This window comes from Mycobacterium talmoniae (assembly GCF_001854525.1).
GTDB lineage: Bacteria > Actinomycetota > Actinomycetes > Mycobacteriales > Mycobacteriaceae > Mycobacterium > Mycobacterium talmoniae.
Genome location: NZ_MLQM01000067.1, coordinates 1 through 24,628, shown reverse-complemented (window position 1 = coordinate 24,628; position 24,628 = coordinate 1). Strand labels below are relative to the sequence as shown.

The following is a 24,628-nucleotide window of genomic DNA, read 5'->3' as shown; positions in this document are numbered from 1 at the left end:
GACGCCCCGCCACCGCCGGATCCCGGTCCTGGACCGGTGTCGGCGCCCGGCCCGGGACCCGCGCCCGGACCCGGGCCGCTGCCCGGGCCGGTGTCCGCACCCGGGCCGCTGCCGGGCCCGCTGCCCGCCGAGGTGCAGCCGCAGTCGGCGATCGTCGGCGGCAACGTCGGACTGGTCGGCAGCGATCAGGAAAAGTCCCAAATCGCCCGCATCGTCGGCAACGCCGATCCCAGCAGCGTGCTGCTGCTGGGGCCGCTGGCGCGCGGCACGACGGTCCACATCACACCGGTCGCCGAGGAGGGTGGGCGATGAAGGTACGCCGCAAATCGGTGGTCGGCATGGCCGTGTTCACCGCGTTCGCGCTCAGCGTGACCTGGATGGTGTACAACACGCTGCGCCGCGACGTCGCCGGGCCGACCAACACCTACTCGGCGATCTTCACCGACGCGTCCGGGATGGCGTCCGGTGACGATGTCCGGGTGGCCGGGGTGCGGGTCGGCCGCGTCGACAAGATCGAATTGGTCGGCACCCAAGCCAAAGTGACGTTCCGGGTGCAACGCCGCCAGCCGCTGTACACCAACACGCTCGCGTCGGTGACCTATCAGAACATCATCGGGCAGCGCTATCTCGCGCTGGCGCAGGGCCCCGGCGACAGCCACACCCTGATGAAGAACCACGACCAGATCCCGGTGGAGCGCACCAACCCGTCGCTGGACATCTCCTACATGCTCAACGGGTTCGAGCCGCTGTTCGCCGAACTGGATCCCGAGCAGGTCGACAACCTGTCCAACGCAACCGTTCTCGCCCTGCAGGGCAACACCACCTCGATGCTGACGGTCATCACGCAGGCGTCGGCGCTGGCCCAGACATTCGCCGGACCCGACGAGACCCTCGGCGTGCTGATCACCAACATGAACCAGCTGATGACCGATCTCGCCCAGCAGACCGACAACATGCAAAAAATGATCCATCAATCCCGGCAGGCGGTGGCGACGCTGAACAGCCGTCGCGACGACCTGGTGACCTCGGTGGGCTCGGTCAACGCCACCATGGGCCGGCTGGCGACCATCGTCGATAACGTCGCCCCGGACCTGACCGACTTCGTCAACCGTCAACCCGGCCTGTTGAACTACGGCATGCACGACGGACACGATCGGTTCGCCTACATGGCCGCGAACCTGCCGTTCGTGTTGCAGGGTTTGGCCCGCGTCAGCCAGGGTGGCAGCTACGCCGACGTCTACGCCTGCGATGTGGACATCTCGCTGTGGCGCGGCTTGTTCTATTGGTTCCGTGCCTTCGTCGCCGCCGCCACCCCCGGCAACGGCAACGAGGTCTGGCACACCCAGGCGTGTAGGTGAGCATCGTGACGAAAAAGCGTTCCCTGGAGTCCTACAACCGGCCGTGGCTGGGCGTGCTGTCGCTGGTCGTCCTCGGTGCGGTGCTGGTGGGCATCGTCGTGTATTCCAGCCTCGGCGTCGGTAAAACCCGCTACCGCGGCGAATTCGCCCAGGCCGCGCAGATCCACGGCGGCGACGCGGTGACCGTCGCCGGGGTCAAGGTCGGCGAAGTGGAATTCGTGAAACTCGCCGGCGATCACGTCACGGTGGGCTTCAACGTCGGCCGCAAGCTGCCGCTGGGTGCCGACACCCGCGCGGCGATCAAACTGACCACGATCTTGGGATCGCGCTACCTGGAATTGACCCCGGCCGGCGCCGGCAGCCTGGAGCACAAGACGATCCCGCTGACCAACACCCAAGTCCCCTACGACCTGCAGCACACCCTGGCCGGGGCCACCCGCACCCTGGGCCCGGTGAACGCCGACCGCTTCGTCGATTCGATCAAGCTGCTCAACGCCAACCTCGGCGGCGTCGAAGAAGCGCTGCCGGCGGCCCTGGCCAACCTGCAATCGATGGCCACCATCCTCGCCGACCGGCGGGAACAACTCGGCGCCCTGCTCAACACCACCGACACCTTCACCACCATGTTGCGCAACCAGCGCGCCGACCTGGGGGTGCTGGTCTTGCAGGGCCGCGATGTGCTGCGCGAGATCGCCACCCGGCGCGCCTCGGTGCAGCGGCTGTTCGACAGCGCCACCACCATCGTCGCCCGCGCCCGCACGATCCTCAACGACGAACCCGCCGTCAACCAGATGATCGTCGATTTCCGTGACTTCATGAAGATGACGGCCGACCACGACGCGCTGCTGCGCAGCTTTTTGCAGTCGACCCCGGTGGCGCTGCGCAACTTCGCCAACGCCACCGGCAGCGGCAACGCCGCCGATGTGTTCCTGCCCGCCGGGATCTTCGTCGACTCGTGGATGTGCGCGATCAGCGGGCGCGCCAAGCAGTTCAACCTTGTCGAGTACTTCAAGGACTGCGAATGAAACAGCACATCAAAAAGGCGGTGTGGACCCTGCTGGTGGTCGGCATGGTCGGGCTCGTCGCGCTGGTCACGGTGGGTCCGCGGCTCATCGAGCGCATCCCGCACGTCTCGCTGCACAAGATCAAGGTCACCGCCCAATTCCAGGACGCCGTCGGGCTGTACACCGGCAACGGGGTTTCGGTGCTGGGCATGGAGGTCGGCAAGGTCACCAGCATCACGCCCAAGGGCGGCTACGTCGAGGTGAAGCTGTCCATCGATGCCGACATCCCCATTCCCGCCGACGCCGAGGCCGTCACGGTGTCCACCTCGGTGCTGACCGACCGCCATGTGGAGCTCACCCCGCCCTATCACGGCGGACCCAAGCTGAAAAGCGGGGACGTGTTGACCCTCAACCGGACCCGCACCCCGGTGGAGTTCGAACGGACCCTGGCGATGATGGACAAGCTGGGCAGCGCCCTGCACGCCGATGAGGACGACCCGACCCAGGGCCCGCTCGGCGATTTCGTGAAGCTCGGCTCGGGGATCACGCTGGGCAACGGTCCCGAGATCAAGGTGACCCTGGACAAGCTGTCTCAGGCGTTGCGGGTCGGGTCCGACAAGGGCGCCCATAGCAAAAAGAGCATCCAGGCCATCATCGACAACGTGGCCAACCTGGCCCAGGCGACCACCGACAACGACGCCGCGCTGCGGGAATTCGGCTCCTACGTGCACACCCTGTCCGACATCCTCGCCGAGGAGGATCTGGGCGCGGGCAACACCGGAGCGAAGATCAACGCGCTGCTCGCCGAGGCGTCCCGGCTGCTGGAGAACAACCAAGAGGGGCTGAAGGAGTCGTTCACCAACGTCCGGACCGTCGCCGATGTGTTGACCGACAATCAGCGTGACCTGACCGAGATCCTCGACGTGGGACCGCTGTTCGTCGACAACTTCTACAACATCATCGACGCCGGCGCCGGCAGCCTGCGCGCCCACCTGCTGGTCTCCAAGACGATCTTCCACAGCCAGTTCGGAAAGGAAATCTGCAACCTGATGGGGCTCAAGCAGCTCGCCTGCGCCACCGGAACAATCGCGGACTACGGCCCCGACTTCGGGTTGAGCGCCCTGCTCAACGTGATGCAAGACGGGATCGACCAACCGTGACACGCCGGACAACCCTGCGCCGCGGCCTGCGTGGCGTGCTGGCCACCGCCACGGCGGCCATGCTGGCCGGCTGCGGGTTGAACCTGGAGAGCGTGGCGCTGCCCGCGCCGGGCGGCGGCGGCAGCTTCTACACGCTGTCCGCGGTGTTCTCCGACGCGCTGAACCTGCCGATCAAGGCCAAGGTCCGGCTGTACGGGGCGCAGATCGGCGAAGTCCAATCCATCGAGGCCCAAGACTTCAAGGCGCTGGTGACGTTCAAGGTCCGCGACGACGTGCCGCTGTACGCCGGGAGCACCGCCGAGCTGCGCGCCGCCACCCCGCTGGGCGACATCTTCCTGCAGATCAAACCCGACCCGAACCGGCCGAAGGATGCAGCCCTGCTCCGCAACGGCGACACCTTGCCGCTGGGCGCCACCGCGAACGCCCCGACCATCGAGGAGCTGATCGCCTCGATGGCGATGCTGGTCAACGGCGGCACCGTCCGGTATCTGGTCTCGATGCTCAACGGTGCCGGTAAGGCCGTGGGCGGCCGCGGCGAAAAGCTCGCGTTGCTGATCAACCAGTCCGGGACACTGCTGTCGCGGATGAGCGCGCGGTCCGAACAACTGGAGGCGGCGCTGCAGCATTCGGCGGCATTGGCGCAGACCATGACCGCGCGGCAGGCCACCATCGACGAGTCGCTGACCGACCTGGCGCCGGCGTTGAACGTGATCGCCGACAACACCAACGACCTGACGGAGCTGATCGACACCGGCGCCCGCATCACCAACCAGCTGGCCCGGTTCCCCTCCATCGCGGGCACCGATACCCGAAGCCTCAGCGTCGATCTCAACAAACTGGCCCGGGTGTTCAACGAGATCACCGTCGACCCCGAGCTGTCGCTGACCCCGTTCAACCGGTTCCTGGGCATCATGATGAAAACCTTCAACGGCACCGCGATGCACCTCGAGGGCGAGGTCACCAAGATCACGTTGGCGCCGTGGCCCGACAAGAACTATCCCGGCGATCCCGGCATGCACTGGACCGACGGCACCGACTGGCACCTGATGATCGGCGCGCTGCGCTACGAGTGGAACATGCTGCTCTACCAGATCTACGGAGCACGCCAATGAGACCCTTCTTGGACCTGCTCAACCTCGGTTGCGCATTCCTGATCTGGATCGTCAAGGGCGGCTACCGCCGCCGGATCCTGGTGTCGGGCATCGGTTTGCTGCTCACCACCGCGATCGCGGCGACCTACGTCACCCTGTGGGGTGTCGGGATCAACCCCGCCCAGAAGATGATCTCGGTGCGGGTGGTGTTACCGGAATCCGGTGGGCTGCTGGGGAACCAGGATGTGACCCTGCGCGGCATCCCGATCGGGCACGTCACCGCAGTGCGGCTCACCGAGCACGGCACCGAGGCGGTGGCGGCCATCCGCGCCGATACCCCGATCCCGCGGGATACCCAGGTGCGGGTGTCGGGCCTGTCGGTGGCCGGGGAGCAGTACCTCGACTTTCGGCCCGAACACGACACCGGGCCGTATCTGACCAACGGCTCGGTCATCGGCCGGGATCAGACCACCGTCCCGGTGTCGTTGCCGCAGATCATCGACGACAGCAAGGGCGCGCTGGCCCAGATCGACGCCGAGAAGCTGACCGCGGTCTTCGGGGAATTGCGGGTCAGTCCGCAAGGACCGCAGAAGCTGTCGTCGCTGCTGGACGGAACGGTGTTGCTGGCGTCGACCCTCGACGGGGTGTTGCCGCAGACCGTCAGCATGCTGCGCAACACCCAGGTCACGTTCACCACGCTGAACGACACCTCCGCGGGTTTGGGCGGCACGTCCGCGGATCTGCAGAAGGTGCTGGCCGGGGTGAACAAGATGGACGGCGGTTTTCGGACCCTGGTCGATCAGGGTGAGGCCGAGCTGGGCCGGGTGGACGGCTTCATCGCCGACAACCGGGAGAATGTCTACGCGCTGCTCGGCAACCTGACCACGGTCGCGCAGATCATGTACCTGCGGGTGCCGGCGCTCCGGGACCTGTGGCGCCCCGATCACGAGTCGCTGGTCGACCACATCTCCAGCGTGGTGCATGACGGCGGCATCTGGGTGCTCGGTGACCTGTACCCGAGATACCGCTGCGACTACGACCTGCCGCGCCAGCCGCCGTCGGCCGCGGACTTCCCGGCGCCGTATCGCCACACCTACTGCAACAACCCCGACCCGTCGCTACTGGTGCGCGGTGCCCGCAACGCGCCGCGTCCCCCCGGCGACGACACCGCCGGGCCCCCGCCGGGCTATGACCCGCTGGAGACCCTCGAACCGCCACCGGTGTACCCGCCGTATTCGCTGCCCACCACCTACGGCGGACCACCGCTGCCGGCGTGGATCCCCAACTAACGGAAGGCCAAGGAGCAATGCCCAAGCCGCGCTTCAGCGACGTATTCGACCGGCTCGCCGAACAAGTGGCCGCCGACATCGAAGCGCGGGCCACCGACGACGCCGTTGAGGCCGCACCCGAGGACGCCGACAACGCGGAGGCCGCACCCGAGGACGCGCCGCCCGCAGCCGAGGACGCGCCCGACGATGGCGCGGCAGGCGCAGCGCCCGGCGAGGCCGGTCCCGCCCTCGCCGGGCGGTGGCGGCGCCGGGCGGTTCCCGCGCTGATCGCCGCCATTGTCGTGGCGTCCCTGGGGTTCTCGGGGTTTCTGGGGTGGCGCCTGTATGAGGTGCACGCCACCGCGGCTGCCGGTGAGGCCGCTCTCGCGGCGGCCAAAAGCTACGCGCTGGTGCTGACCACCCTGGACTCGAAGAGCATCGACGACAACTACACCCAGGCCATCGACGGCGCCACCGGCGAGTTCAAGGAGGCCTACAGCCTGGGTTCGGCGCAATTGCGTCAGACCCTGATCGACAACAACGCCGCCGGTAAGGGTGTGGTGGTCGACGCGGCGGTGAAGTCGGCGACCAAGGCCAAGGTGGAGGTCCTGCTGTTCGTCGACCAATCGATCACCAACTCCGTGCGCTCCGAACCCCGCATCGACCGCAACCGGATCCAGATGACCATGGAATTGGTGGATGGCCGTTGGCTGGCAAGCCAAGTCGAGCTGGTCTGAGATATTCAGGAGACTTCCATGACCGCAATCAGTGACGACGTCGACGTGACCGACGATGTCGACGACGCGCCCATGTCCGGCCGGCGGGCCCGGTGGCGCGGTTGGGGGCAACGGGTCCGCCGCTGGGCGGCGGTCGTGGCGGCCGCCGCCATACTCGCCGGGGCGCTCGTCGAGGGCTGGCTGCTGTTGCAGCAGCACCGCAGCGACGTCGCCGCCCGGGACGCCCTCGATGCGGCGCGCCGCTACGCGGTGACGCTGACCACCGCGGACCCCGCCACCATCGATCACCAGATCACCGAGATCATCGACAACTCCACCGGCGAGTTTCACGACCGGTACACCAAACACAGTGCAGAACTGCGCGGGATGCTGCTTGCCAACAAGGTGACCACTCGCGGCAAGGTCGTCGACTCCGCGGTCAAATCCGCGACCCCGCAGCAGGTCACCGTGCTGCTGTTCGTCAAACAGACGTTCACCAGCGCCGCCCTGCCCGAGCGGCCCGACGGTCAGCCGGCCGATCCGCCGCCGGACGTGACGAGCATGACGATGACCATGCAGAAGATCAACGACCGGTGGCTGGTCAGCAACGTGGTCCCGGCCGAGCAGCAGGGGTGACCGCCGTGAAACCCGCTGCGTTGCTGACGATGCTGGCCACCGCGGCCGCGCTGGTGGTGACCGCGCCGGTGGCCGCCGCCTCCGCCGAGCAGTTCTGCGGGGAACTGGGCGCGGCCTGGGACGGCGGCCACTGCACGACGGTGGTGGTCTCCCCCCGCAAGGCGGAGCGGCTCATCTCCTTCGACCTGCCCCCGCTGCTGGACGACCCGACCGCCGGGCCGGTGGTGCGCGACTTTTATCACCGGCTGATGAACGGCTGGCGCAAATCGGGCTCCGAGGCGATCCGGGACAGCAGCGCGTCGGCCTACTACGACGCCTATCCCGGCCCCGGGGCGGTGCAGACCCTGGTGGTGCACGAGGACCTCGAACCGTTTGGGATGCAACCCAACAACGCCTACCGGACCTTCGTTTTCGACGGTGCCAAGGGCCAGCGGTTGATGCTGGCCGATCTGTTCAAGCCGGGTGTCGATCCCAAGGCAGTGATCCCGGCGGCGGCCGCACCGGTGCTGCCGGCGGCGCTGGACGCCGCCGCTCCCCCGCACGCGCCGGGCACCTACCCCTTCACCGTCGAGGAGTTCTCCCCCGGCCCCAACGGCCCCGGCTACACCGGCGACTACCGCGCGTTCGGGCTCACCCCCGACCAGCTGGTGTTGTACATGCCCGACGCCCCGATACTGCGGGAAAACCCCAGTCCCCCCGACCGGTTGGCGTGGTCGATGGACGGCGGGACCGTCACCGCCCGTGTGCCGCTGGCCGCGCTGGCCGGGTCACTGCGCCCGGAATACGGCGGCACCTAGCGGTGTCCGCGCCGGGGCGGCGAGCAGACGCAAAAGCCCCCCTATCAACGACGATTTAGGGGCTTTTGCGTCTGTTCGCGGGGGAGACCTGAACTTGCGCAGACCGAACAACGAGAAAAGGAGCGGTACCAGATGTCAACCAAGAACTCCCGGCTGGCCCAGCTGTCTGGGCTGAGCCTTGCCGGTGTCGGGCTCGCCCACTTCATCAAGCCACGAGTGTTTGAGCGGATCACCACGTTCACCCATCCGCGGGCCACCCGGCGGCATGTGTACCTCAACGGCGGCGTCGAGACGCTGCTGGGGCTGGGGTTCACCCGGCCGCGCAGCCGCCGGCTCGCGGCGCTCGGGTTACTCGGTTATTTGGAATACGTGCGGCGCAATATCCGCAACCGGTGGCGCGACGCCTGAGTTCGGCTGGTGCGAGCAGCGCGTTCGCGATTGCGCGGTTTCATACGCCAGGCGGCCGAAAAGCGTATGAATCCGCACAGTCGGCGCGCAAACTAGCTACGGCAGCGGCTTGTGGGCGGCGTGCAGCGTCACGATGCCGCCGGTGAGGTTGCGCCACCGCACCGCGGTCCACCCGCAGCGCCCGATCTGCTGGACCAGCGCTTTGGCGCAACAGGCGCGAGCGGGGTCCGTCTAGCTCTCTTCGCGTTCTCGAGCAAGCGATTCGAACGCATCGGCAGTAGTGCGATCGGCGGGAAAGAGCAACTCGATCGCCAATTCGGAGATCGTGACTTCGAACGGCATGTCGAAGGTCCCGAACATGCCGAAGAACGACCACTCGCCGCCGTCAGGTGCCCGGACTCTGACCGGACCGAGACTCTGCGCGAAGTCGGATTCGCTCGCCGCACCGCGGTCGTCGCGGGGTACGTAGTTCTCAAACTCCTCCAGGAGCTGCGCGAGCTGCTTGTCGGCGGTGGCGGCGAGCTGGCGCTGAATGCGATCACGAAAGTAGGCCATGACGTCGCGGGCGTTGATGATCTGCGGAACCAATTCCAGGCCGACGCGCAAGACGTTGACCGGCGGAGTTAGCAGGACAGGATCGAGGGCCGCGACGAACGGTTGTATGGCCGCGTTTGCGGCGACCAGGTTCCAGTGACGGTCGAAGACCACCGCCGGATACGGCTCATGACTTTTCAAAATCCGCTCCAGCGCTTCGCGGATCGGAGCGAGTTCGGGTGCACCGAACGGGTGCTCGGGGAATGCTGGAGCGTGCCCAGCGGCGAGCAGCAGCCGGTTGCGTTCGCGGAACGGGATTTCGAGCCGCTCTCCAACCCGCATCAGCATGTCTCGCCCGGGCTTGGAGCGGCCGGTCTCGACGAAACTCAGATGACGCGCCGATACGCCCGCATCGAGCGCAAGCTCTAACTGGGTCAGCCGACGCCGTTGCCGCCACTCCCGCAGCAGCGGCCCGATCTCAGGAGCGGAGCTAGTGGTCGCCATTCGCACCGACTGTAGCCGCAACGGGTTCGCGGCTCCATTACCTCGAGGTAATCGACAGCACGACCTTTGACCGGAACGATCACCGGTAAGACCGTTAGGAGGACGAAATGACTACATTGCTCCGACGGCTGGTCTGCGGCGCAGCAGGTGCCGCGATGGTCGTCGCATTATTCCTGCCGTGGGCCCAGGTTCAGGACGCCGATCGCATCGCGTGGGGGTTGTGGAAGCTCACTTTTCCGCTCTGCGTGCTCGTCGCCGTGTGTGCGTTGACCACCGCGATCACCGGCGGACAAATCGGCCTAAACAGACCGGATGTTTCGATCATCGGCGCGACTGATGCTCTTGGTGTAATCACCACGATAACGCTGGCCTGGCTGCTGTTTTACGACATCCCTGCCCACGCCAGCCGCCAGCCGGCGCTCATCCTGGCGTTGATATCAGCGGCTGCAGCAGCCTTGGCAGCCGCTGACTACCGCCCCCTGCGGGGAGCACCTCTATTTCCGCGAATGGTCGACCGTCCCAGGAGTCTTTCTGAATCTGGTTGATGCCGCGGTGCAGCACGTGCTGTCGGGGCGTACTAGAGCGTTCGCGACTGTGCGGTTCTATACGCCAGGCGGGCCGAAAAGCGTATGAATCCGCACAGTCGGCGCGCAAACTAGCTACGGCAGCGGCTTGTGGGCGGCGTGCAGCGCCACAATGCCGCCGGTGAGGTTGCGCCACCGCACCGCCGTCCACCCGCAGCGCCCGATCTGCTGGGCCAGCGCCGCCTGGTCGGGCCAGGCCCGAATCGACTCCGCCAGATACACGTAGGCCTCCGGGTTGCTGGACACCGCGCGGGCCACCCGCGGCAGCGCCTGCATCAGATACTCCTTGTAGGCGGTGGCGAACAGCGGGTTGGTCGGGGTGGAGAACTCGCACACCACCAGCCGCCCGCCGGGCCGGGTCACTCGCGCCATCTCGGCCAGCGCCGCCTCGTGGTCGACGACGTTGCGCAGCCCGAAGCTGATGGTGACCGCGTCGAACACGGCATCGCCGAACGGCAGCCGGGTGGCGTCGCCGGCGACCTTGGGCACCTGCCGGGCCCGGCCGGCCGCGAGCATCCCCACCGAGAAGTCGGTGGCCACACACCAGGCCCCCGAGCGGGCCAGCTCCACCGTCGACACCGCGGTGCCCGCCGCCAGGTCCAGCACCTTTTCGCCCGGACCGATCCGCAGCGCCGACCGGGTGGCCCGGCGCCAGGAGCGGTCCTGGCCCAGCGACAGCACCGTGTTGGTCACGTCGTAACGGCGGGCCACGCCGTCGAACATCGACGCGACCTCGCGGGGGTCTTTGTCCAGGGCGGCGCGGCTCACCCGGCCGACGCTACCCGCCCGCGCCGAGAAGCCCGGCGGCGACGTGAGCGGCACCCGTGCGCCCCGGAAGTTAATCGCGACTCCGCGAGGCGGTGCGACGCGGTCGGCCTATCGCACAGCGTCTCCCGCGCGCGTCGGCGCCGGCGACAGTGCACCACCCGAACCGGTAGTCAAATCGACACCTCCCGAAGTCACGGTAACGCGCTGGTCACCTAGGGTTATCACGCGTCGGATCGGGCGATACTCGGTCAGAATTGCGATTAACTTATGCTTGCGCGGGCGTCGCCGAATGTGACATGCTGCACATATCCGGCCGAGGGCCGGTCAGGTCGTCAGCTTCGGAGGGACACGTTGACACGCAGGTCGAAGACGCCCGCGGGCCCGCCCCGCCAACACCCGGAGGTGCGCCCGTGATGGCGCTGGTGCGGATCATCGACCTGGTGGTCCGGGTGATCAGATACCTGGCCACCCCCGAGGCCCGTTTCCTACGGGCCGGGCTAGTGACCGTGGCGGTCTGCGGTGCGCTGATCGGCGCGGCCGGCGTCATCTGGCTGCTGGCCCAACTGCCGGCGCTGCTCGGGACCGTCCCCGCCGGGCAATAGCCGTCCACACCGAGCCGAAAGGAACGCTGCATGTCGACTCCTCACTGCGCCCCGGACGTCGAGGCGCCGCCCATGTTGACCACCGCGCAGACCCGTATCCAGATCGGCGCCTACACCCGCCGCTGGAACACCGAAGAACTCGTCGACCCCACCGACGCGCTGGATTTCTGGACGGCAGCGGCGTCCGCCGCCAACGTCGTCATGCAGATGGCGCACCCGGGGGTCGGCTACGGCGTGGTGGAAAGCCGGGTGGAATCCGGCGCCCTGATGGAACACCCGTGGAAGCGGTTGCGCACCACGGCGCAGTATCTCGCGGTCGCGGTGCTGGGCACCGAGGAAGAGCGCGCCGCCTACCGCGAGGCGGTCAACGTCGTCCACCGTCAGGTCCGCTCCACCGACGCAAGCCCGGTGAAATACAACGCCTTCGACCGCAACCTGCAGCTGTGGGTGTCGGCCTGCCTGTTCATCTTCTACGAGGACACCTATCAGCTGCTGCACGGCAAGATGACCGAGGAGCAAGCGGAGAACTTCTATCAGCACGCCCGGCCGATCGGCACCACCTTGCAGGTCACCGACGACGACTGGCCGGCCACCCGCGCCGACTTCGACGTCTACTGGAACACCCAATGCGCGCATCTGCGCATCGACGAACCGATCCGCGAATACGCCTTCAAGCTGATCAACCTGAAGATGATCAACCCGTTCCTGCGCATCCTGCTGGCGCCGTTGTTGCGGTTCTTGACCATCGGATTTCTCGCCCCGGTGTTTCGGGAGATGTTGGGCGTCAGCTGGAGCGAGACCGAACAGCGCCAGTTCGAGAACCTGTTCCTGTTCGTGTCGTTCGTCAATCGGTTCCTACCGCGGTTCCTGCGCACCTACAACTACACCGTGTTGATGGCCGACGTGCGCCGACGGATCCGCCGGCACAAGGCGCTGGTCTAGGGATGACGGTGCGCAACGGGGCCGATCTCGGCCCCGACAGTATGCTGTGGCGCTACCTGGGGGATCGGCGCTATCTGTTCACCCTGCCCCGCGCGGTGTGTCTGCAGTTGCTGCACCCGAGCATCGCCGCGGGCATCAGCCAGCACGCGCTGATGCGCGACCGCATCTGGCAGCACAAGAAGCGCACGGTGACCCAGGCCGTCACCATCGCCTACAGCAGCATCGACATGGCGCCCCAGATGCGGTTCTCCCACGAACACGTCAAGGGCCGCGACGGCTACGGCGACAAATACCATGCGCTGACCCCCGACATCTTCCACTTCCAGCACGCCACCTACGTGGAATGCCTTTTCGTGCTGGTGAATACGTTCATCAAGAAGCTCGACCCCGACGAACACGACCAGCTCTACGCCGAATGCTGCAGCTGGTATCGGCGCTACGGCATCTCCACCCGGCCGATGCCGGGCAGCTACCCGGAGTTCGTCGAGTACTTCGAGGACTTCACCCGCGCGGAGTTGCGGGCCGGGCCGCACTTCGAGCCGTTCCGCGAGGAGATCTTCCACCCGTCGAGCTGGTGGCAGAAAACGGTGCCGCACCGCGCCATTCGCGCGCTGCAGCATCCGCGGGCCCAAGAACTCACCGGGGTGGCGGCCAGCGCGGCGGACCGCCGCGCACTGTGGCGGTTCGTCCAGCTGGCCCGCACCTCCCAACTGGCACCGCGGCACATCTGGAATGCCCGGGCGCGCACCGCGTTAAGCGCGGCGAGTTAGGTGCTACCGGCACGCCCGGCGTGGACCCGGCGAGGCGGACATATGGGAAGGATCGCGTGATCGATCAACTATCCGCGCTTGCGACCCGCGCTCCGAAGGTGACGCTCGCGGTCGCGGCCGTCGTGTTCGTGCTCTGCGGTCTTAGCGCCACGCAGCTGGTGGATCGGCTGTCGTTGGGGGGCGCGATCAACCCGGACGCCGAATCATCACGCGCTAACGCGATTCTGGCCAGCGATTTTGGCGTGTCGGGGATGCAGTTGATCCTTGCGGTCGAATCGCCCGACGGTGTCGGCGGGGTACCGGCTGAGCGCCGTGCGATGCCGATCGTCGAGGGGCTGCGCTCGGATAGCCGGGTGCGCACAGTCGTATCGGCATGGAACGACCCGCAGCTGCGGGCGCGGTTGAGCGACCGCGATGGCCGGGTCGGTTTGATCGTGGCCAACGTGATCGGCGACGACAACCAGGCGCAGAAGATTGCCGCCGATCTGTCCGCACGCTATGTCGGTACGACCGACGGGGTAACCGTCACCGCGGGCGGCCAAGCGATGCTGCTCAGCGAGATCAACACGCGCGCACCACGCGATGTAGCGCTGGTCGAGCCGATCGCCATGGCGGTGACGTTCCTACTGCTGGTGTGGTTCCTGCGCAGCGCGCTCGCCGCGATGATCCCGGTTCTGGTCGGCGGCTTAGCGATCGCCGCGACGACGGCGGTGTTGTTCGTCCTCAGTCTGGTCATGGATTTGTCGGTGTTCGCGCTCAACATCGCGACCATGCTCGGACTGGCGTTGGCGATCGACTACTCGCTGCTGATCATCGCGCGCTACCGCGAGGAGATCGCCCAAGGAACCGACCAGTCAACGGCCATCGCGGTCGCCATGCGCACCGGGGGCAGGGCGGTGCTGTTCTCCGGCCTGACGGTCGCGATCTCGATGGTCGGAATGACGTTCTTCCCGATGGTGTTTCTCCGTTCGCTCGGCTATGCGGGGATCGCGGTGGTGGTGCTGTCGATCCTGCTGACCCTGATCTGTGTGCCCGCGCTGCTGGCGGTCTTCGGCGAGCGGATCAACCGCAAACCGTTACGGGAGGCCGCCGCACCAGAATCGCGGCCGCTGTACCGGGTGGCGGTGGTGGTGCAGCGACACCCGGCGCTGGTCGGCCTGTCCGTCCTGGCCGTTCTGCTGGTGCTGGGAGTTCCGTTCCTCGGTGTGCGACTCGGACTCCCCGACGACCGGGTGCTGCCCACATCGGTGCAGTCGCGGCAGGTGGGTGACATGATTCGACAGCACTTCGCCGACAACCCCACCGGGACCGTGCCGATCGTGCTCCGGCACGTCGGGACCGCCGATCAGTGGACAGTCGGCAACTATGCCAAACAACTGTCGGCGGTGGCGGATGTCGATCTGGTGGTCGCCCCGACCGGGAGCTATGCCCACGGGCATGCGCGCGGGCCCGGCGATCCACACTTCACCTCGGGCGACACCATGCGCCTCCAGGTCTCCACCCATGTGGACCCCTACTCCACCGCCGGTCAGCGACTGCTCACCGAGCTGCGCGCCCTCCCCGCCCCCGCGCCCACGCTGTTTAGCGGCCTGGCACAACAGAACCGGGACACCGCGAAAGGCATCGTGACGGCATTTCCGAAGACGCTGGCCTGGATCGCCCTGACCACGTTTGTGCTCCTGCTCCTGCTCACCGGCAGTGTGGTGCTTCCGCTCAAAGCGTTGGTGATGAACACACTGTCGCTCACCACGACCTTCGGGGCATTGGTCTGGATCTTCCAAGACGGCCATCTCGGCGGGCTGGGAACCAGCGGCGCGGGCTACACCGTCGCCTACGTGCCGGTGTTGTTGTTCTGCTTCGCCTTCGGCCTGTCCATGGACTACGAGGTCTTCCTGCTATCTCGGTTCGCCGAGGAATGGGAACACTCCGGGCGCACCCGCGCCGACAACGACCGCGCCGTCGCCCTCGGGCTCGCCCGCTCGGGTCCGGTGGTGACGGCGGCGGCGGTGCTGATGGCGGTGGTGTTCGCCGGAGTCGCGGTCAGCAGCATCTTGGTGTTGCGAATGCTCGGCCTCGGGATGATGATGGCCGTCCTCATCGACGCCACGGTGATCAGGACGCTGCTGGTGCCCGCATTCATGCGTGTGGCGGGCACCTGGAACTGGTGGGCGCCCCGATGGTTCCGTCCTGCACTGGCGAAAGTCCGGGTGCGCCACTGACCCTCACGTTACGACTCGAGTTATGCCCCACCTGACCCCCGAATTACGCGTACGCGAAAGGTAAATCTCCCGATGCCCCTGTTCAATCCGAAGACCGACACCTTCGACGAGTTTGACCCGAAGACCCGCGAGCTCCTCGCCGCGACGGTCGAATTCTTCGAGACCAAAGGCAAGGAGAAACTCGTCGCCGACGGCTATTCCGATCGCTGGTACGACGACTGGATGCAGTTTCTGGCCGATTCCCGGGTGCTCGCCTACCTCGCGACGCCAACCGCCCATGCCGACGGCGATCCCGATAAGCGTTGGGACACCGCGCGGATCGCGAAGTTCAACGAGATCACCGGCTTCTACGGGTCGGCGTACTGGTACGCGTGGGGGGTGTCCACGCTCGGGCTGGTGATCATCTACTCCAGCGAGAACGCGCTGGCGCACAAGCGGGCCGCCGCCGAGCTGGATCGTGGCGGCATCATCGGGTTCGGCCTCTCCGAGCGCGACCACGGCGCCGATATCTACGCCACCGACATGCTGCTCACCCCGGACGGCAATGGCGGCTTCACCGCGACCGGCGGCAAGTACTACATCGGCAACGGCAACGTCTCGCGGATCATCCCCACGTTGGCCCGGCGCACCGACCTCGACGGCCCGGACGCGTACGTCTGGTTCATCGTCGACAGCCAGCACCCGAACTACCGACTACGCAAGAACATCATCCACGGGCAGAACTTTGTCAGCGCCTTTGACCTCGAGGACTATCCGGTCGCCGCCGAGGATGTGCTGCACACCGGCCCGCGGTGCTTCGATGTCGCCCTGGCCGCGGTCAACTGCGGCAAGTTCAACATCGGCATGGTGGCGGCCGGCATTGCCCAACACTGCTTCTACGAGACCATCAACCAAGCCAGCAGCAAGATCCTGTTCGGGCACCCGGTCACCGAGTTCGGGCAGGTCCGCCGGATCCTCACCGACAGCTACCTCCGGTTGACCGCGGGACGGCTCTACCACCACCGGGCGATCGACTACATGCGCAGCGGCACACCCGAAGACCGCCGTTTCGTCATGTTCAACTCGATCGCGAAGATGAAGGTCAGCCGGGAAGCCGAACGGGTGGTGACCGAGCTGCTCGACGTCATCTCCGCCCGCGGCTTCGAACGCGACAGCTACTTCGACGGCGCCCGGTCGATCATCGCGTCCATGCCACGGCTGGAGGGCACCGCCCACGTGAATATGGCGCTCACGCTGAAGTTCATGCCGAGCTACCTGCTCAACCCCGGCCAGCTGCCGCCGGTCCCGGTCCGCCGCGACACCGCCAGCGACGACGCCCTGTTCAACCAGCCGGCGGCGCAGGGGCTGTCCAAGGTGCGGTTCGCCGACTGGCGGCCCGCCTACCAACCATTCGCGCAGCTGCCCAACGTCGCCGCCTTCGTCGAGCAAGCCGAGGCACTCGGCCGGCTCGCCACCCAGGCGCCGCCCACCCAACAGCAACTGACCGACCTCGACTACCTGCTGGCCGTCGGCGATCTGTTCACCCTCATTCCCTATGGCCAGCTCATTGTGGAGCAGGCCAAGATCGAGGGCACGTCCAGCGACATTGTCGATTCGATCTTCGAGGTGCTCGTCCGCGACTTCTCCGCATTCGCCCTCGACCTGCATTCGAAGGCATCGTCGACGCAGGCGCAACAGGATTGGGCGCTGTCGGTGATCCGCAAGCCGGTGATCGACGCGGAGCGCTCCACCCGGGTGTACGGCGAGGTCTGTTCGCATGCCGGCGAGTATCAGATGAACCCGTAGCCGCTCGGCGCCGGCCGTATGTATCAGGCCTCTTGACATATATCAGGCAGGTTGATACACCTGGGTGATGACTGACACATCGGAATTCGAGTTCGACACCGCCTACCGCGGTGAATCCGCCCAACTCGGCCTGGGCACCAAGCCGCCGTGGAGCCTGGGCGAACCCCAGCCTGAGCTGGCGGCGCTGATCGAGGCCGGCAAGTTCCACGGCGACGTGCTCGACGTCGGCTGCGGTGAAGCCGCCATCTCGCTGCACCTGGCCGAGCGCGGGTACACCACCGTGGGCCTGGACCTGTCCCCCACCGCCATCGACCTGGCCCGCCGTGCGGCGGCCGAGCGCGGCCTGACCAACGCCACCTTCGAGGTCGCCGACATCAGCGCGTTCACCGGCTATGACGGCCGGTTCGGCACCATCGTGGACAGCACGCTGTTTCACTCCATCCCGGTGGAAGCCCGCGAGGGCTACCAGCGGTCGATCGTGCGTGCCGCCGCGCCGGGCGCCTCGTATTTCGTGCTGGTCTTCGACAAGGCGGCCATCCCGCAGGGCCCGCCGTACGCGGTGACCGCCGACGAAGTGCGCGACGTGGTGGCCAAGTACTGGGTGGTCGATGACATCCAACCCGCCCGGCTGTACGCCAACGCCGGGTTCGCGCAGATCGGCGCGCAGATGGGCGCCGAGGTCCGCACCGAACCCGACGGCCGGGCCTCGGTGGCCGGCTGGCTGCTGTCCGCGCACCGGGGCTGACACCATGGCCACCGTGAAGCCGCCGCGCTGGCTCAAGCCGGTCAACAAGATGATGATCGCGATGCAAAAGCTGGGCATCCCGACCGGGCCACCGATGATCCTGACGGTGCCGGGCCGCAAAACCGGGCAGCCGCGCAGCACCCCGATGACCCCGTTCACCCTGGACGGGCAGTTGTACACGGTGGCGGGGTTCCCCAACGCCGACTGGGCCCGCAACGCGCGGGCGGCCGGATCGGGGACGCTGCGGCACGGCCGCAAGACCCGGCCGGTGCGGATCGTCGAGCTGACGCCCGAGGAGGCCCGCCCGGTGCTGCGGGCCTTCCCGGTGCAGGTGCCGGTCGGAGCGGGCTTCCTCAAACGGGCCGGCCTGGTGCAAGACGGCACCCCCGAGGAGGTCGAGGCGCTGGCCGGGCAGATCGCGGTGTTCCGCTTCGACCCGGCCGGCTAGCGGGCCGAGCAGACGCAAAGCCCCCTAAAACCATTGGTTTTAGGGGGCTTTTGCTGGGGGCACCTCCCGCACGGGGGACTGCTCACCACTGCAATGCTCACCGCGACGGCGCCGCCAAGTCGGCCACCCGCGGCATCGCATCCACCTGGCTGCTGAAATCGACGTCCAGATTGACCTATAGCCCCGAGAATCGCCGGTTCGCGCCGTATAGACGTCGATTTCAGCAGCGCCTACGCCGCCGCGGCCCGCTCGGTGCCGCGCACCGCGTGGTAGTGGTCCAGCAGCTGGTCGCAGATCGCCGACCAGCTGCGGCCCAGCACGCTGCGCCGGGCGGCCCGCGCATACCGGGCCCGGCTGTCGAGCAGATGCGCCACCGCGGCGGGCAGCCGGGCCTCGAACTCGTCGACGCCCAGCAGCAGGCCGGTGCGGTACGGGGTGACCAGGTCGCGGGGGCCGCCGGCGTCGGGGGCGATCACCGGCAGCCCCGACGCCAGCGCTTCCTGCACGGCCTGACAAAACGTCTCGTGCTCGCCGGGATGCACGAAGACGTCCATGCTCGCGTACGCCGCCGCCAGCTCGGCGCCGTAGCGGGCACCGGTGAACACCGCGGTGGGCAACACCGATTCCAGTTTGGCGCGGTCGACGCCGTCCCCGACCACGACGAGCCGCACCGCGTCATCGCGGGCCAGCACCGCCAACCGTTCGACGTGTTTTTCCGGCGCCAACCGGCCGACGAACCCGACGATCGGCTTGCCGTGCGGCGACCACTGCGCCCGCAGCGCCTCATCGCGCGCCGACGGCGCGAACGCGGTGACGTCCACCCCGCGGGGCCAGTGGTGTACCCGCGGAATCTCGTGGGCGGCAAGGGATTCCATCGCCGCGGTGGACGGCGCCAGGGTGCGGTCGGCGCGGGAGTGCAGGTGGCGGGTCCACGCCCACGCCGCCCGGGACAGCCCCCCGACCCCGTAGCTGGACGCGAAACCGGCGATGTCGGTTTGGAATACCGCCACCGTGGGCACCTGCAGCCGGCGGGCGGCCAGCACCCCGCCATAGCCGAGCAGCGCCGGGGACGCCAGATGCACCACGTCGGGCTGGAATCCGCGCAGCACCCGCAGCATCCGGGGCAGCGGGATGCCCAGCGGCAGCGACGTCACCTTCGGGAACAGCCGAGCCGGCGCGCGGTGCACCCGGATCCCGTCGTGGATCCGGTCGGCCGGCGGCTGGCCGGGCGGGGTGTCGGGCGCGATGACCAGGGCTTCGTGGCCGGTGCGGCGCAGATGCTCCAGGATCCGCAGCACCGAGTTGGAGACGCCGTTGACGTGGGGCAGGAAACTCTCCGCGACAATCGCCACCCGCATGGCCCCGATGCTGCCAGCACCGGCTGTCGATAGGGTTACCAGCAGGCATACAGCTCGCGAGCAGACGCAAAAGCACCCTGTTGGGCGCTGAAATGGGGGCTTTTGCGTCTGCTCGGCGTAAAAGGAGGGCATATGCGGTACTGGCGGGTCGGCGCCGCGGTGCTGGCGGCGTGCTGGCTGGTCGCCGGGGTCGGGCCGGCGCGCGCCGACGTCGCGCCGGGCACCACGGTGACCGGCGACGGCGACGGCGTGCTGGTCGGCGCCCCCGACGCCCCGGTCCAGCTGGAGATCTTCTGCGAACCGCAGTGCCCGCACTGCGCCCAGTTCGAGGCGGCCTCCGACGCCGACCTGACCCGCCACCTGGCCAGCGGCCAGCTGGCGGTGACGTATCGGTGGCTGACCTTCCTCGACGCCAAACACGACAACGCCGCCTCCGCGCGGGCCGCAACCGCGCTGCTGGCGGCGGCCGACCCAGCGACGCCGGCGACGGCGTATCAGGGATTCGTGGCCGAGCTGTATCGGCGCCAAGACCCGCACGGCACCGGGCCCACCGTCACCGAGCTCGCCACGATGGCGGCCCAAAACGGCGTGGCCCCGCTGGCGATCGCGCGCATCGCGGCGGCCGTGCCGATGGTCGACACCGCCGCGATGAACACCGCCAATCGGGACCGGCTCACCGCCGCCAACCCGGACAACCCGGGCACCCCCACGGTGTACGACCTCAACGCGCACCGGGTCATCGACACTCAGGACGCGGGCTGGCTGGACAAACTGGTCGTGTCGCCCTGATCGCCGAGCCGCCGATCCAGTAACGCCAACCCGACCAGCAGCCCGGCGGCAATCAGCCACGCCACCACCATGATCGAGCCGGCCGGGATGATCGCCAGCGCGGCGGTGCGGTGCTGCACCCGCACCAGGTCGGGATCGTTCTTGTCGTATTCGACGTAAATCCGCATGCCGGTGGCCAATTCGGAGGGGTACAGCACGCCGAGCTCGGGACGGTAGGTGATGCGCTCCGGGGTGACGAACTCGATGGTGGAGCGCCGCGGCCCGGCGGATAGCACCTCGGCCTGCGCCACCCCCATGTTGTGTTGGATGGCGAGGTCGTTGCGCCAGGCGCCGGCCACCAGCAGCACCGACTGCAGGGTGACCAGCCCGGTGACGATCAGCACCCCGATCCGCATCCAGCGCAGCACCCGGCGGGCGCCGGTGGCCTGGGTCGGGTCGGTGCGGCCGTGAATCAGCAGATGCCACACCGCTTTGAGCCGGTCGAGCTTCACAGCGCGGCCTTGATCGCGGCGTGCAGCGCCCGCAGCGAGGACCGGTCGGCCTTGACCTCCAGCACCCGCATGGTGCCGGGCTCGGCCAGGGCGTCGGCGAGTTCGTCGACCTCGATCTGCCGGTACTCCACGTGATAGGCCCGGCACAGGGCGCCGACGTCGACGTCGTGCGGGGTGCCGAAGATCCGCGACGACACGTCGTGAAACCGCGGGTCGCCCTGCTCGAGCAGCTCGAAGATGCCGCCGCCGTTGTCGTTGGCCACCACGATCGTCAACCGCTGCGGGCAGGGCTCGGTGGGGCCGATCAGCAGCCCGGAGCTGTCGTGCACGAAGGTCAGGTCGCCGATCAGCGCCACGGTGCGCACCCCGGCGCCGCTCATCCGCTCGTGGGCCAGCGCGGCGCCGATCGCGGTGGACACCGTGCCGTCGATGCCGGCCACCCCGCGGTTGGACCGCACCACCACGTCCTCGGTGTGCAGCCCGGCCAGCGCCGCGTCCCGCACCGGATTGGACGCGCCCAGCACCAGCTGATCGCCGGGCCGCAGCGCGTCGGCCACCGCGGCGGCGACGTGCAGGCCGGTGGTGGGCGGGTGCGCGGCCAGCTGGCCGCGCACCGCGGCCACCGCGTGTCGGTTGAGCTCGGCGCAGCGCTGCAGCCAGGCCGGGTTCGGGGCACCGGTGGTGACCGCCCGGGTGCCGGTGGCCTGCGAGTTGCCCGACACGTCCGGCCAGCGCGGCCCGGTGGTCAACGCGTACACCGGCACCGCCGGGTCGGCCAGCAGCGCGGCGACCGGGCGGTGCAGGGTGGGCCGGCCGGCCATGATCACCTGCTGCGGATGCAGCAGCGGCAGCGCCAGCGGGTGCAGCGGGTTAGCCGGCCGCGGGGCGGTGGGTTCGGCGACGGTCGGCAACGCCGCCAGGTTGGGATGCACCCCGGCGCCGTGCCCGGCGATGACGACGGTGTCCGGGGCCAGGTCGATGTCCAGCGGCTGGTCGAAGCTGACCGGCGGGGTCAGCGTCCACGGTTTGCCGTCGGGACGGCCGGGCGGGCAGCCGCCCCGGTCGTCGCTGTCGGGCACCAGCGGTTCGCGCAGCGGGATGTCGAAGTGCACCGGGCCGGCGTTGGCGGTGCGCGCCCCGGTGGCGGCCACCAGCACCCGGCAGGTGGCCGAGCGCCAGGTGGCGTTCAGCGCGTCCATCCGTTCCGGCGCGTCTTCGGCCAGGCCCAGGCTGATGGTGGCGCGCACCTGGGTGCCGAAGTAGCCCAGCTGCTCCATGGTCTGGTTGGCGCCGGTGCCCAGCAGCTCGTAGGGCCGGTTGGCGGATAACACGATCAGCGGCACCCGGGCGTAGTTGGCCTCCACCACCGCCGGGCCCAGGTTGGCCACCGCGGTGCCCGAGGTCATCGCCACGCACACCGGCGCCCCGCCCGCGCTGGCCAACCCGACGGCCAAATAGCCGGCGGTGCGCTCGTCGATGCGCACGTGCAGCCGGATCCGCCCGGCCGCATCGGCGTCGGCCAGCGCAAACGCCAGCGGCGCGTTGCGCGAGCCCGGGCACAACACCACGTCGCGCACGCCGCCGCGGATCAACTCGTCGACGACGACGCGGGCCTGTGTCGTCGAGGGATTCACCACCCGTCCAGCCTAGTCGGGTGGTCGCGCGCCAATCAGGCCACGGTCTCGGCGAAGAACTGCAGCGCCGCGGCGTTGACCTCGTCCGGCCGCTCCAGGAAACCCAGGTGCCCGGTGTCGGGAATCTGCAGGTAGCGGCCGTTGGGCAGCGCGTCGGCGACCTCGCGGCTCAGGTGCGGCGGCAACACCACGTCGTCGGCGAAGCCGATCACCAGCGCCGGCTGCCGAATGGACCGGTAGGCGGCCAGCCGGTTGGTTTGCGGCGCGATGTCCAGCTGGCAGCGCAGCCCCGGGGTCGACTTAATCGGCCACATGGTGAACATCGCGATCCACTCCGCGACGGCCGCGTCGTCGTTCAGTGTCCGGGGGGAAAAGCTTTCCAGCAGACGGATTTTCGCGTCGAATTCGGGCGGCAGCGTGACCCCGGAGGCGGCCAGCTTGGCCTCGGCGCCGCGGAAAAAGTCGCGGGCCTTATCCTCGCGGCCGCGGGTGGCCATCAGCACCGCCGAGCTGACCAGCTCGGGGCGGGCCAGCATCAGTTCCTGGGCGATGAACGCCCCCATCGACACCCCCACCACCCGGACCGGGCCCACGCCCAGGGATTCGATCAGCGCCGCGGTGTCGGCCACCATGGTCTCGGTGGTGAAGCCGTCGGCGTTCTCGGTGGCGCCGATGCCGCGGTTGTCGAAGGTGATGGCGCGGTAGCGCGCGGCCAGGAACGCCGGCACCTGGTGCAGGTGCCAGCCGCGTCCGGCACCGCCGCGGCCGGCGATGAACAGGACCGGCTGCCCGGTCCCACGGTCGTCGTAAGCCAGGTTGATCACGGGTGTGAAGGTACGCGACCGGCCGAAGCGCCGCCGCACCCCCGCCCCGCGCTTCCGGCAAAACAATAAGTGTCATCTGACCCGCACCGCCGCCTTAGGCTGACGATGTCGGTATCGGGAAGGGCGGCTATGCGGAACTGGGCGGCGGTGTGCGGGGTGTGCCTGGTGTTGACCGGCTGCTCGACGATGGTCGACGGGCGGGCGGTGCCCGCCGACACCGACGGGCCCAAACCGGTGCCCAAATCGGCGTTCACCCACGCGCTGCTGGACACCGGCGAGATCAGCGACATCATGGGCGCCTCGGCGATGACGGTCAAAACCACCCTCGACGAATTGCACGAGGAGAAGGACTTTCCCGACACCACCTGCACGGCCGCGTGGATGCCGGTGGAGGACAGCGCCTACGCCGATTCCGGCTGGACGTCGCTGCGCGGCCAGGTGCTCGCCGACGACACCGACGCCCCCACCGACCACTACGTCATCCAGGCGCTGGTCGGCTTCAAGTCGCACACCGAGGCGCAGGACTTCTTCGAGAAGACCGCCAAGGACTGGACCTCGTGCGGTGACCAGACGTTCACCAATCATCACCACAGCGACAACACCGACACCCGCTGGGACTTCGGCGAGACCACCAACGAGGATTCGACGCTGACGGTCACCCAGTCCCAGCAGAACACCCCCGGCTGGGGGTGCCAGCGCGCGATGCGGGTCAGCAATAACGTCGCCATCGACGTCATCGCCTGCAAGATGCACGCCGACGACGAGGGCACCGCGATCATCGACCAGATCGACGCCCGGCTGCCCAGCGTGTGAGGGCTTAGCTCAGCAGCGCGTGGCAGGCGGTGACCCGGTCGATCCACCACCGCCGGCGATCCGGGGCGGCGGCCAGCGCGGCCAGCCGCCGCGGGTCCGGGGTGACCGGCGCGACCGGCAGGTGGCCGTCGACCGGGGATGCAACCTCGGCGACATCGTCGGCGAACAGCCCGCCGGTGCCCAGCCCGCAGGCGTGCCGCAGCGCGGGCAGGGCGGCGGCGGCGCGCAGCCCGGCGGCGATGCCGACCGCGGAATCCAGCGCGCTGGAGACCACCACCGGGATGTCGATCTGGGCGGCGATCGCCAGCAGCGACGAAATCCCGCCCAGCGGAGCGACTTTGAGCACCGCGATGTCGGCGGCGCCGGCCCGGACCACGGCC

At 68.3% G+C, this 24,628-nt stretch carries 26 protein-coding genes and 2 pseudogenes; 20 read left to right on the top strand and 8 right to left on the bottom strand.

Annotated elements, in window-relative coordinates:
• The 10 genes and pseudogenes from BKN37_RS29200 to BKN37_RS13795 all read left to right on the top strand — a co-directional run.
• Positions 1-312, top strand: a pseudogene (locus BKN37_RS29200) (MlaD family protein); the annotation flags it as partial.
• Positions 309-1,358, top strand: a complete 1,050-nt coding sequence (locus BKN37_RS13835; RefSeq protein ID WP_071026728.1) for an MlaD family protein — start codon at positions 309-311, stop codon at positions 1,356-1,358. The pseudogene BKN37_RS29200 and the gene BKN37_RS13835, both read left to right, overlap by 4 nt.
• Positions 1,359-1,363: 5 nt before the next feature.
• Positions 1,364-2,383 carry an MCE family protein gene (locus BKN37_RS13830; RefSeq protein WP_242657246.1) on the top strand — a complete coding sequence of 340 codons (1,020 nt, stop codon included), beginning with the start codon at positions 1,364-1,366 and terminating at the stop codon, positions 2,381-2,383.
• Positions 2,380-3,522: an MCE family protein gene (locus tag BKN37_RS13825; RefSeq protein ID WP_071026724.1), complete on the top strand. Its 1,143-nt coding sequence runs from the start codon at positions 2,380-2,382 to the stop codon at positions 3,520-3,522. Before BKN37_RS13830 ends, BKN37_RS13825 begins: the two co-directional genes overlap by 4 nt.
• On the top strand, positions 3,519-4,634 hold the full coding sequence (locus tag BKN37_RS13820) for an MlaD family protein (protein WP_071026722.1): 1,116 nt from the start codon (positions 3,519-3,521) through the stop codon (positions 4,632-4,634). The genes BKN37_RS13825 and BKN37_RS13820 overlap by 4 nt, the downstream gene beginning before the upstream one ends.
• Complete coding sequence (locus tag BKN37_RS13815) at positions 4,631-5,902, top strand: MlaD family protein (RefSeq protein ID WP_071026720.1); 1,272 nt, start codon at positions 4,631-4,633, stop codon at positions 5,900-5,902. The genes BKN37_RS13820 and BKN37_RS13815 overlap by 4 nt, the downstream gene beginning before the upstream one ends.
• A 17-nt stretch (positions 5,903-5,919) precedes the next feature.
• Positions 5,920-6,618: an Mce protein gene (locus BKN37_RS13810; protein WP_071026717.1), complete on the top strand. Its 699-nt coding sequence runs from the start codon at positions 5,920-5,922 to the stop codon at positions 6,616-6,618.
• Between the two features lie 18 nt (positions 6,619-6,636).
• A complete protein-coding gene (locus tag BKN37_RS13805; RefSeq protein WP_095407079.1) occupies positions 6,637-7,233 on the top strand; it encodes an Mce protein in 597 nt (198 codons plus the stop codon).
• On the top strand, positions 7,230-8,030 hold the full coding sequence (locus BKN37_RS13800; RefSeq protein ID WP_341271935.1) for a mannan-binding protein: 801 nt from the start codon (positions 7,230-7,232) through the stop codon (positions 8,028-8,030). Before BKN37_RS13805 ends, BKN37_RS13800 begins: the two co-directional genes overlap by 4 nt.
• 132 nt (positions 8,031-8,162) lie before the next feature.
• Entirely contained in the window at positions 8,163-8,438 is a 276-nt protein-coding gene (locus BKN37_RS13795) for a hypothetical protein (RefSeq protein ID WP_071026715.1), read from the top strand.
• A 96-nt stretch (positions 8,439-8,534) separates the two neighbouring features.
• On the opposite strand, the pseudogene BKN37_RS28335 reads toward BKN37_RS13795, so the two are convergent.
• Together BKN37_RS28335 and BKN37_RS13790 are read right to left on the bottom strand one after the other, a co-directional pair.
• Positions 8,535-8,636 (bottom strand): annotated as a pseudogene (locus BKN37_RS28335) (bifunctional demethylmenaquinone methyltransferase/2-methoxy-6-polyprenyl-1,4-benzoquinol methylase); the annotation flags it as partial.
• 33 nt (positions 8,637-8,669) lie between these two features.
• A complete protein-coding gene (locus tag BKN37_RS13790; protein WP_071026713.1) occupies positions 8,670-9,476 on the bottom strand; it encodes a helix-turn-helix domain-containing protein in 807 nt (268 codons plus the stop codon).
• A 107-nt stretch (positions 9,477-9,583) separates the two neighbouring features.
• Here BKN37_RS13790 and BKN37_RS13785 point away from each other — a divergent pair, with 107 nt between their 5' ends.
• Positions 9,584-10,021, top strand: coding sequence for a hypothetical protein (locus BKN37_RS13785; RefSeq protein WP_131823600.1), 438 nt, complete (start codon positions 9,584-9,586; stop codon positions 10,019-10,021).
• A 114-nt stretch (positions 10,022-10,135) separates the two neighbouring features.
• Here BKN37_RS13785 and BKN37_RS13780 read toward each other — a convergent pair whose 3' ends face one another.
• Positions 10,136-10,828 (bottom strand): demethylmenaquinone methyltransferase, encoded by a 693-nt coding sequence (locus BKN37_RS13780; protein ID WP_071026738.1) that lies wholly within the window; start codon positions 10,826-10,828, stop codon positions 10,136-10,138.
• Positions 10,829-11,238: 410 nt separating this feature from the next.
• Here BKN37_RS13780 and BKN37_RS13775 point away from each other — a divergent pair, with 410 nt between their 5' ends.
• The 7 genes from BKN37_RS13775 to BKN37_RS13745 all read left to right on the top strand — a co-directional run bounded on the left by BKN37_RS13775 (position 11,239) and on the right by BKN37_RS13745 (position 18,339).
• Positions 11,239-11,430, top strand: coding sequence for a hypothetical protein (locus BKN37_RS13775; protein WP_131823599.1), 192 nt, complete (start codon positions 11,239-11,241; stop codon positions 11,428-11,430).
• Between the two features lie 30 nt (positions 11,431-11,460).
• Complete coding sequence (locus tag BKN37_RS13770; protein ID WP_083341774.1) at positions 11,461-12,372, top strand: oxygenase MpaB family protein; 912 nt, start codon at positions 11,461-11,463, stop codon at positions 12,370-12,372.
• Positions 12,373-12,374: 2 nt separating this feature from the next.
• Entirely contained in the window at positions 12,375-13,142 is a 768-nt protein-coding gene (locus BKN37_RS13765; protein ID WP_071026703.1) for an oxygenase MpaB family protein, read from the top strand.
• 98 nt (positions 13,143-13,240) lie between these two features.
• Positions 13,241-15,361, top strand: coding sequence for an MMPL family transporter (locus BKN37_RS13760; RefSeq protein ID WP_165618332.1), 2,121 nt, complete (start codon positions 13,241-13,243; stop codon positions 15,359-15,361).
• 72 nt (positions 15,362-15,433) lie between these two features.
• Positions 15,434-17,146, top strand: a complete 1,713-nt coding sequence (locus BKN37_RS13755; RefSeq protein ID WP_071026699.1) for an acyl-CoA dehydrogenase family protein — start codon at positions 15,434-15,436, stop codon at positions 17,144-17,146.
• Between the two features lie 67 nt (positions 17,147-17,213).
• Positions 17,214-17,891 (top strand): class I SAM-dependent methyltransferase, encoded by a 678-nt coding sequence (locus BKN37_RS13750; protein WP_071026697.1) that lies wholly within the window; start codon positions 17,214-17,216, stop codon positions 17,889-17,891.
• Between the two features lie 4 nt (positions 17,892-17,895).
• On the top strand, positions 17,896-18,339 hold the full coding sequence (locus BKN37_RS13745) for a nitroreductase family deazaflavin-dependent oxidoreductase (RefSeq protein WP_071026695.1): 444 nt from the start codon (positions 17,896-17,898) through the stop codon (positions 18,337-18,339).
• Between the two features lie 230 nt (positions 18,340-18,569).
• Here BKN37_RS13745 and BKN37_RS13740 read toward each other — a convergent pair whose 3' ends face one another.
• Positions 18,570-19,697 (bottom strand): glycosyltransferase family 4 protein, encoded by a 1,128-nt coding sequence (locus tag BKN37_RS13740; protein ID WP_071026693.1) that lies wholly within the window; start codon positions 19,695-19,697, stop codon positions 18,570-18,572.
• Between the two features lie 132 nt (positions 19,698-19,829).
• Here BKN37_RS13740 and BKN37_RS13735 point away from each other — a divergent pair, with 132 nt between their 5' ends.
• Complete coding sequence (locus BKN37_RS13735) at positions 19,830-20,486, top strand: thioredoxin domain-containing protein (protein WP_071026691.1); 657 nt, start codon at positions 19,830-19,832, stop codon at positions 20,484-20,486.
• Here the strand turns inward: BKN37_RS13735 and BKN37_RS13730 are convergent.
• Genes BKN37_RS13730 through BKN37_RS13720 form a run of 3 tightly spaced genes read right to left on the bottom strand, consistent with a single transcriptional unit; the run spans position 20,444 to position 23,435 of the window.
• Entirely contained in the window at positions 20,444-20,977 is a 534-nt protein-coding gene (locus tag BKN37_RS13730) for a DUF3592 domain-containing protein (RefSeq protein ID WP_423212790.1), read from the bottom strand. The two genes, BKN37_RS13735 and BKN37_RS13730, sit on opposite strands and share 43 nt — an antisense overlap.
• Complete coding sequence (gene menD, locus BKN37_RS13725) at positions 20,974-22,611, bottom strand: 2-succinyl-5-enolpyruvyl-6-hydroxy-3-cyclohexene-1-carboxylic-acid synthase (RefSeq protein WP_071026734.1); 1,638 nt, start codon at positions 22,609-22,611, stop codon at positions 20,974-20,976. Before menD ends, BKN37_RS13730 begins: the two co-directional genes overlap by 4 nt.
• Before the next feature lie 35 nt (positions 22,612-22,646).
• Entirely contained in the window at positions 22,647-23,435 is a 789-nt protein-coding gene (locus BKN37_RS13720) for an alpha/beta fold hydrolase (RefSeq protein WP_071026732.1), read from the bottom strand.
• Between the two features lie 129 nt (positions 23,436-23,564).
• On the opposite strand from BKN37_RS13720, the gene BKN37_RS13715 reads away from it, so the two are divergent.
• Entirely contained in the window at positions 23,565-24,248 is a 684-nt protein-coding gene (locus BKN37_RS13715; protein WP_071026689.1) for a sensor domain-containing protein, read from the top strand.
• A gap of 4 nt (positions 24,249-24,252) precedes the next feature.
• On the opposite strand, the gene BKN37_RS13710 is transcribed toward BKN37_RS13715, so the two are convergent.
• Positions 24,253-24,628 (bottom strand): enolase C-terminal domain-like protein (locus BKN37_RS13710; RefSeq protein ID WP_341271934.1); only part of this gene is annotated, 376 nt, incomplete at its 5' end.